At 64.8% G+C, this 7191-nt stretch carries 5 protein-coding genes, 1 tRNA gene, 1 rRNA gene and 2 pseudogenes; 3 read left to right on the forward strand and 6 right to left on the reverse strand.

What is annotated here, in order from left to right:
* Nucleotides 1–19: 19 nt before the first annotated feature.
* Nucleotides 20–134 (forward strand): 5S ribosomal RNA (gene rrf, locus R2601_RS07990).
* Between the two features lie 72 nt (nt 135–206).
* A tRNA-Met gene (locus R2601_RS07995) sits at nt 207–283 on the forward strand.
* Here R2601_RS07995 and R2601_RS25800 read toward each other — a convergent pair.
* From R2601_RS25800 to R2601_RS08010, 4 genes are read right to left on the reverse strand one after another with little or no spacing between them, the layout of a single operon-like run.
* Nucleotides 240–1673, reverse strand: coding sequence for a recombinase family protein (locus tag R2601_RS25800; protein WP_254656073.1), 1434 nt, complete (start codon nt 1671–1673; stop codon nt 240–242). The genes R2601_RS07995 and R2601_RS25800 overlap by 44 nt on opposite strands.
* 4 nt (nt 1674–1677) lie before the next feature.
* A complete protein-coding gene (locus R2601_RS27275) occupies nt 1678–1887 on the reverse strand; it encodes a recombinase family protein (protein WP_007796279.1) in 210 nt (69 codons plus the stop codon).
* Nucleotides 1884–2927 (reverse strand): tyrosine-type recombinase/integrase, encoded by a 1044-nt coding sequence (locus R2601_RS08005; protein ID WP_007796282.1) that lies wholly within the window; start codon nt 2925–2927, stop codon nt 1884–1886. Before R2601_RS08005 ends, R2601_RS27275 begins: the two co-directional genes overlap by 4 nt.
* The gene (locus R2601_RS08010) at nt 2924–4336 is read right to left on the reverse strand and encodes a tyrosine-type recombinase/integrase (RefSeq protein ID WP_007796285.1); all 1413 of its coding nucleotides are present in this window, start codon (nt 4334–4336) and stop codon (nt 2924–2926) included. The genes R2601_RS08005 and R2601_RS08010 overlap by 4 nt, the downstream gene beginning before the upstream one ends.
* Before the next feature lie 147 nt (nt 4337–4483).
* On the opposite strand from R2601_RS08010, the pseudogene R2601_RS26445 reads away from it, so the two are divergent.
* Nucleotides 4484–4618: pseudogene (locus tag R2601_RS26445) on the forward strand (helix-turn-helix domain-containing protein); the annotation flags it as partial.
* 90 nt (nt 4619–4708) lie between these two features.
* On the opposite strand, the pseudogene istB reads toward R2601_RS26445, so the two are convergent.
* Nucleotides 4709–5576 (reverse strand): annotated as a pseudogene (istB, locus tag R2601_RS27695) (IS21-like element helper ATPase IstB).
* Entirely contained in the window at nt 5573–7099 is a 1527-nt protein-coding gene (gene istA / locus R2601_RS08025) for an IS21 family transposase (RefSeq protein ID WP_040544143.1), read from the reverse strand. The pseudogene istB and the gene istA overlap by 4 nt, the downstream one beginning before the upstream one ends.
* Between the last annotated feature and the right edge of the window lie 92 nt (nt 7100–7191).

Here is a 7191-nt window from a genome sequence, read left to right on the forward strand (position 1 = left end):
CAGCGTGGTCTTTCCTTGGTTTGGTGGTCATAGCACGAGCAAAACACCCGGCTCCATTCCGAACCCGGTCGTTAAGTGCCGTCGCGCCAATGGTACTGCGTCTCAAGACGTGGGAGAGTAGGTCACCGCCAAACCTAGAAAAGACCACAAAACCGTATCTCTCTAAACGATCCACCCTGACCAAAACATAATCAGGGCAAAATCGCCGCGGGATGGAGCAGCCCGGTAGCTCGTCAGGCTCATAACCTGAAGGTCGTAGGTTCAAATCCTACTCCCGCAACCAGTCCTAACGAACTCGGATCGACATCACCCAGCCCTCCGGGCTGGGCCTGCGCGATCATCGCGCTCAGCGCCCCCTCGACCTCCAGCGTGATCCCCTCCGTCCCCGCGTCGTGATGCACCACGACGCGGTCGATCAGGCTGCGCAGCAGGTCCAGCGCCGGGACGCGGATCGCATCGTCCTTCAGCGCCTCTGACAGCTCCGTGACCTTGCTCCGATAGAGCTCCGCCAGCTTCGGATGGAACCGCACCGCGCTCGGGGCAGGGGCCTCGAGCTTGCGCTCCAGCTCGACCTTCTCGTCTTCCAGCGCCTGCAGCTTGTGCAACAGCCCCGCTGTCCGCAACCCGTCGGCGATGGCGTCGTAGAGGCCTGCGAGTTTGCGCTCGACGTCCCGGAGGGCCTTCCGGGTCTGTTCGTGCTTGACCTCCTCGTCGCGCCTCTGGGCGTTTGCGGCCCTTGTGAAGGCGGTGACGAACTCTGCCACGGCGTCCGGTTGCATGAGGCGATCCCGCAAGAGCTCGAGAGCGGCGTCTTCGAGGGTCGCGCGCTTGATCGATCGCGTTGCGGAGCAAGTCTGCAGTTTGCGGGCATTGGAGCAGGCGAGGTAGTCCTTGCCCACCGCGGCAAACCCGCCGCCGCAACAGCCGCAGGCAAGCTTGCCGGTGAGCAGGTGCTGGCTGCGCTTCTTCTCCCAGAACCGGCTCTTCCGAATGCCCTGAACGGCGGGCGTGGCGTCGATCTCCTGCTGTCGCCGCTTCACCGCGTCCCAGAGCGCATCGGTGACGATGCGCAGCTCGGGGACATCGTGGATCACCCAGTCCTGTTCCGGGTTGAGGCGCGACACGCGTTTGCCGGTCTCCGGGTCCTTCACGTAGCGGAGACGGTTCCAGATGAGGCGCCCGATATAGAGTTCATTGTTGATGATCCCCGTGCCGCGCTGACGGTGGCCGCGGATCGCAGTGTCGCGCCAGTACGTGCCGCGCGGTCCTGGGATGCCGTCTGCGTTGAGCCTTTGCGCGATCTTCTTCGGGGCATAGCCGTCGGCAAACTCCTGGTAGATGCGTCGGATGATCTCGGCCTCGTGCGGGACGATCTCGCGCTCACCCGTTACGGGTTGGCCATCCGGACCGAGGCCTCTCACGACACGGTAACCGTAGGCATTCCCGCCACCGGATTTGCCGGCCTCGACACGGCCCCGCAAGCCGCGCCGCGTCTTGGCCGCGAGATCCTTCAGGAACATCTGGTTCATCGTGCCCTTCAGCCCGACATGCAGCTCGTTGATCTCGCCTTCCGAGGTGGTGATGATCCGCACGTCGTGGAAGCTGAGGCGCTTGTAGAGCTGCGCGACATCGGCCTGGTCGCGGCTCAGGCGATCGAGGGCTTCGCAGAGGATGACATCAACGCCGCCGCGCTCGGCGAGCGCGAGGAGGCTTTGTAGCCCCGGGGCGGCGTGTCGAGGCGCCCGAGATGGCCATGTCGCTGAAGACCTCGATGACCTCGCAGCGTTCGAGCGCGGCCCGCTCGCGGCAGATCCGGACCTGGTCCTCGATCGAGGCCTCGCGTTGCATGGTGGTCGAGAAACGGGCGTAAATCGCGGCGCGGGTCATGCGGATGTCCCCTTCAGGCTTTGGAGGAGGTCCGCATACTCGCGTCCGGCCTCGATGGTCTGGGCATGGATGTAGTGCCGTTCGGCGGTTTGGAAGCCACTGTGGCCAAGGACAGGGCGGATCAGGGACGCGGCTTCTGGCGAGATGCGCGCCAGCGAGGTGGCCGCCGCGTCTCTGAAGAAGTGCGGCGGGACCGAGATCCCGGTCAGCCGCTTCGTCTGCTTTGTGATGGCGGGTCTGAAGGCGTCGATCTTGAGGGCGCATCCCTTGCGCCCCAGCCAGAGGCTCGGGTCATCGCCCGAACCCCGGGCCGCAAGAAACGGGCGGGCCTCATTGAGGTAGTCGCGCAAGGCCGGCGCGACCTGCGGCGGGACCTCTGCTTCCCACGGGATGTGGGTCTTGCTGAGCTCGGGTGAGATCGCGATGAAGATTCGGTCTTCGTCGACGACGATGGAGGTGCCGAGGGTCAGCCCCGCCAGCGCGCGGACGCGCATCGGCATCATGGAGAGCAGGGCGATCATGGCCCCGTCCCGCATCGATGTGGCTCGGAAGACTCTGCTACCGCCGCGCGCCTTGGCCTCCTCGACGAGTTGCAGGCCGGTATCGAGTAGCCGCTGGGAGCTCAGGATCCTGCCGATCTTGCGCGCCTGCGTCCCGCGTCCGGCAAGGGATTTGAGCCGGGCGCGTAGCGCGCGCTCCGGGCTCCAGTCGCGGGACAGGTTCATGGCGGTGACGACGCGCAGGACGCCCGTGACCAAGATGAGGCGGGACATTGGAGCCAGCCGATCGAGCGTGGAAAGCCATTGCAGGAGCGCGGCCCGTGTGACTCTGTCGGCAGGCGCGAGGTTGCGGGCTTGGGGCTCGCATTCAAGGTGCCATTGCAGCCATTGCCCGTAGCTGAGGGCAAGGCGCTTGCGCGATGTCTCCCGCAGGTGGACGAGCGGCCCGCGATCGTCGAGCGGGTTGCCCTCGGTGAAGAGGCCTCGCCACATCTCCTGATCCGCGGCGGGCCAGTCCTGCAGGGGCAGAATGAGGCTCATGCCTGGCCCTCGCGCAGAGCGCCGATAAGGTCGGAGAAGGCCCGCGTCGCGGACTTTACCTCCATCCCGGAGTACATGTTGATCGTGTGGCTGACGTCGGCGTGGCCCAGCAGACGGCGCGCGACCTCGTAGCCTCCGGGGTTGGCATCAAGCCAGTTCATCACTGCGAAATGCCGGAAAAGATGCGCGTTGATCTCAAGGCCCAGCTCCCCGCGAACCAGTTTGGAAATCCGTGTCGCGAGGTCTGCCGAATTGACCGGCGCTTCACCGGAGCGCTTGGGGAACAGGTAGGGTGTTCCGGCAGGGCACATCCAGGGGACTCTGGAGGCGAGATGCGCATCGATCAGGCGCACGACATCCTCGGGCAGCTCGAACTCGATCGGGCGGCTGGTCTTGGTGTCTTCCTCTTCCAGAACAAGGTAGACCCGACCATCGCCGGGTCGTTGGAGGTGACGGCCAAGCTCGAGCTCTGCAAGGTTCTTCACCCGGATGGGGCAGACGAGAAGGATGGCGATGGCGAGGGCCGTCTCGCGGTCCAGCGCCGCGTAGTAGGGCTTCTTGTTGCCGGTGCCGCGCCGAAAGACCTGCTCGGGCAGAGTGAGGAGCTCCATGCGGTTGCGCGGCTGCTGCAGAACGCGGAGGCGCTCTCGGTTCTTGGCGGTCAGCCCCTTCTGCGGGTCCACGGCCAGCTTGCCGGAGAGCTGGCGCAGGCGTGCCACCTCCTCAGAGGGACGGTGCAGGGTGGTGGCAATATTGGGCAGCAGGCGGGCCACCTCTGCGATGCCGCGGGAGCTGGTGTTGCCATTGCGGGAGAGCATCTGCCGCAAACCCCGCTCTGCGGCGGTCGGTTCAAGGAGGCTGCTGACGGATGTGATGGAAGAGGCGTCAATGCCCGCATGCACGAGCTCGGACGCGAAGCGCAGGAGCATCCTGCGGTACTGCTTGAGCGTCGCGGGACGAAGCGCGCGGTAACGCCCGGTCTCGGAAAGCGGGTCGTTGGCGCCAAGTGCGGCAATGAGGCTGTCCAGATCGGTGAGAAACGTCGCAGGGAAGCTCTGGTCCGGCAGCCGGAAGATCTTCTGGCGGGACGGAAGTGCGATGGGCGTTTGCGGCCAGCCGGGGACGCGTGCAACGGCGAGGTTCCAGCCATTCACCGCGGCGCGGTAGCTGGTCTCCGGCTCCTTGCTGATCTCGTTGAGCGTTACCGCCTCGAGAAAAGCGCCTGCGTGCCGCTCGTTTACCTCGTCGGGGATGACCTCTTGTTGGGACAGGAAATGCACGAAGCGACCGAGGGACGTGGAGAGGGTGGCATCGTCCAGCTCGAGCAGGCGACGCCAGAGTGAGCGCCACGCGGGTGCAAGATCGGTCGTTCTGCGGAAGCGGCGTTCGACGATGCCGGCCGTTGCCATCGCGGCACGCGCGTTGCTGACGGAGTTCTGCCAGGTTGTGAACAGGCATGGAAAACTGACCCCGTAGCGGGGTGATCGGCGTCCAAGAATGACCCCCTTACATTGATGGTCATCATGCTCCTGGGAACAACCGGGAGCAATTTTGGGATGTTGGTCGTGGAGACTATCGCGAAGATCCGTCGGGCATATTTCCAGGACGGCAAATCGATCAAGCAGATCTGTCGTGACCTGCGTGTCTCGCGGAACACCGTCCGGAAAGTGATCCGTTCTGGTGTGACGGAACTGTGGCGCGACATCGCAGTTGAGTGCTGGGCGACATCGCAGGTGGATGACGGTGACGTTTTTTGACGGTGCCGGTTTGCGGCCGTCAGATCAAGTTTCGATCTCGCTGCTCAATGTCGCTGGCCGCGAGTTGTCCTTCGCTGTGGCGATCTCCTTTTCGGGCTGTTGTTTGTCGCGGTCATCTTCGATGTCGCTGAGCGATGTCGCGGCGGCATAGGCGGCACGGCGTCGGTAGCTTTCGACGTTCATCTCGAAGATTGTTGCATGGTGAACGAGCCGATCGATGGCGGCGATGGTCATCGCCCTGTCGGGGAAGATGGCGTCCCAACCACTGAACGGCTGATTGGCCGTGATCATGATAGAGCGCCGCTCGTATCGTGCGGAGATGAGCTCGAAGAGGGCGCTGGTCTCGGCCTGATCCTTTCGCACGTACGACAGGTCGTCGAGGATGAGCAGGTCGAACTTGTCGAGCTTCGCGATCTCCTGAGTGAGCGCCAGGTCCTGCCGCGCCACTTGCAGGCGTTGGACCAGGTCCGACGTCCTTGCCATAAGCACACGGTACCCTCGTTGGATGAGTTCGTATCCGATGGCCCCCGCGAGGTGCGTCTTGCCCGAGCCGGGCGGGCCGAAAGGCCAGCAAATTGTGCCCTGCCTGCAGCCAGCTGTCGCCTTCGACCAGCGCTCTGACGCGGGCCTGGCTCAAGGTGGGTACCGCCAGGAAGTCGAAGGCGTCGAGCGTTTTCCCTTGTGGCAGCCTTGCAGCGGCAAGATGGCGTTGGATGCGGCGCTGTTCCCGCTCGCTCAGCTCCAGCTCGCACAGCGCCGCCAACAAGCGTTCGGCCGGCCAACCCTCCTTGTCGGCACGGGTGCAGAACTCCGGCCAGAGGCGGGCAACCGTGGGCAGCCTGAGCGCCGTCAGTAAGGTAGGCAGTGTTGCGGTTTCCACGGTCATGCTCATGCGGCCGCTCCCTGACCCTGGATCAGGTCATCGTAACTGCCGGCAGAGGGGATGCAGACCGGGACATCGGGCCCACCATCGCCTTCGGTCCGCGTGAAGCGGGAGCGCAGTTCCTCGAGGACCGGAAGTTCGCCTCGGGCAAGGATTGCCGAGAGGGCCGCGGCCAATTCCGCCTCGCAGGTCTGATCATGGGCGAGCCACAGCAGGCCGACCATGATCCGGCAGGCTTGCCGCAGCGGTCCGGCAGCCGTCAGCGCGTCCCAGCATCGGCGGTATTCCGTGCGAGGGAAGAGCGCGTCGCGATAGGTCAGGTTGGCGAAGGCCTGAGGCTTGGCCCGCAAGCTGTGGATGACGTGATGGTAGCTAACGACATAGCCATGGCCCCCACGTCCGCCGGCAGGCGGGCGCCCGCGCGGTAGGGTCTCGAGGGGTGTGCCGCCGAGGAACAACTCCAGGCGATCATCGAAGATGCGCAGCTTCAGCTCGTAGCCGATCAGGCGAGAGTGAACGGTGTAGAACACCTTTCGGAACACGAAGCCGCCCGACGAGGTCACCCGCACGCGCGCCTCGTCGTAATCACAGCTACGGCGCGCCGGAAGCGGCTGCAGATGTGGCCGTTCGACCCTCAGGCGGTCCCGATGCCGTGCATTGTGGCGCGCGACAACCTGGGCCACGAAGTGTCGCCAGCCGTCCAACTCATCGAAGTCATGACTGCCACGCAGCAGCAGGGCCTGCTCCAAGCGGGTCTTGAGATGTCCGTGCCGGCTCTCGATAGACCCGTTTTCGTGTGCAATGCCGCGGTTGTTCCGGGTCGCTTCCATGCCGTAGTCGGCACACAGCGCGTCATAGCGTGTGCGCAGGTCCTCTCGGGCATCCCGATCGAGATTGGCGAAGGCGGCCGACAAGCTGTCCGTCCGATGTTCGCGCGGGGCGCCGCCGAGAAGCCATAGGGCGTTCTGCAATCCGCCAGCCAAGGCGGTGTAGCTCTCGCCGCCAAGCACCACCTCGGCATGCTCCCAGCCCGAGTGAACCAGGGTGAAGTGATAGATCCGATGCGCCAAGGGCACTCCGGCAATCGTGACGCCGAGCGCGCGCGCGTCGAAGAAGTCGGACATGCCCTCCCGTCCCGGCGGGTGTGACTGGCGGAAGATCACTTCCCTGTCCGGCCCGTGTTCGGCGCGCCAAAGCCGCATCCGGCGCTCCAAGGTGCGGCGCGCAGAGCTCAGGTCCCGGTCCGGATGACGGTACTGCATCTCCTCGAGCACCGCGATCGGCCGAAGGCCCGGTGTCGCTTCGATCAGCGGAACGATCTCTTCATCCCACAGGCCGGCCAAAGGGTCGGGCTTGCCGCCTCCGTGTCGGCGCTCACGTCGTTTCTGAGATGGAGGGCGGGGGTCACGTTCGATCCGGGCTCCGGTGCTGACGCTGAAGCCGGCTTTGGCAGCCGCAATCTTTTGCGTGTGATGCTGTCGAAGGGTCATGTAATCCTCGTGTTGTCGGTCGGTGATGAAACGGCCGGGCATCCGATCCTCTTCTTGGTCGTCGAAGATCGGACCACCCTGACCGCCGTCACCGCCAACCGCACGGGGTAAACCCGCGCGAGATTTTGGGGGAA

Source organism: Salipiger bermudensis HTCC2601 (assembly GCF_000153725.1).
Lineage (GTDB): Bacteria > Pseudomonadota > Alphaproteobacteria > Rhodobacterales > Rhodobacteraceae > Salipiger > Salipiger bermudensis.

Bases quoted from the DNA above. Each gene is read 5' to 3' on its own strand.
- istA (WP_040544143.1), bottom strand. From the start codon at position 7,099: ATGCCCGGCCGTTTCATCACCGACCGACAACACGAGGATTACATGACC.
- R2601_RS08010 (WP_007796285.1), bottom strand. From the start codon at position 4,336: ATGGCAACGGCCGGCATCGTCGAACGCCGCTTCCGCAGAACGACCGAT.
- R2601_RS27275 (WP_007796279.1), bottom strand. From the start codon at position 1,887: ATGACCCGCGCCGCGATTTACGCCCGTTTCTCGACCACCATGCAACGC.
- R2601_RS08005 (WP_007796282.1), bottom strand. From the start codon at position 2,927: ATGAGCCTCATTCTGCCCCTGCAGGACTGGCCCGCCGCGGATCAGGAG.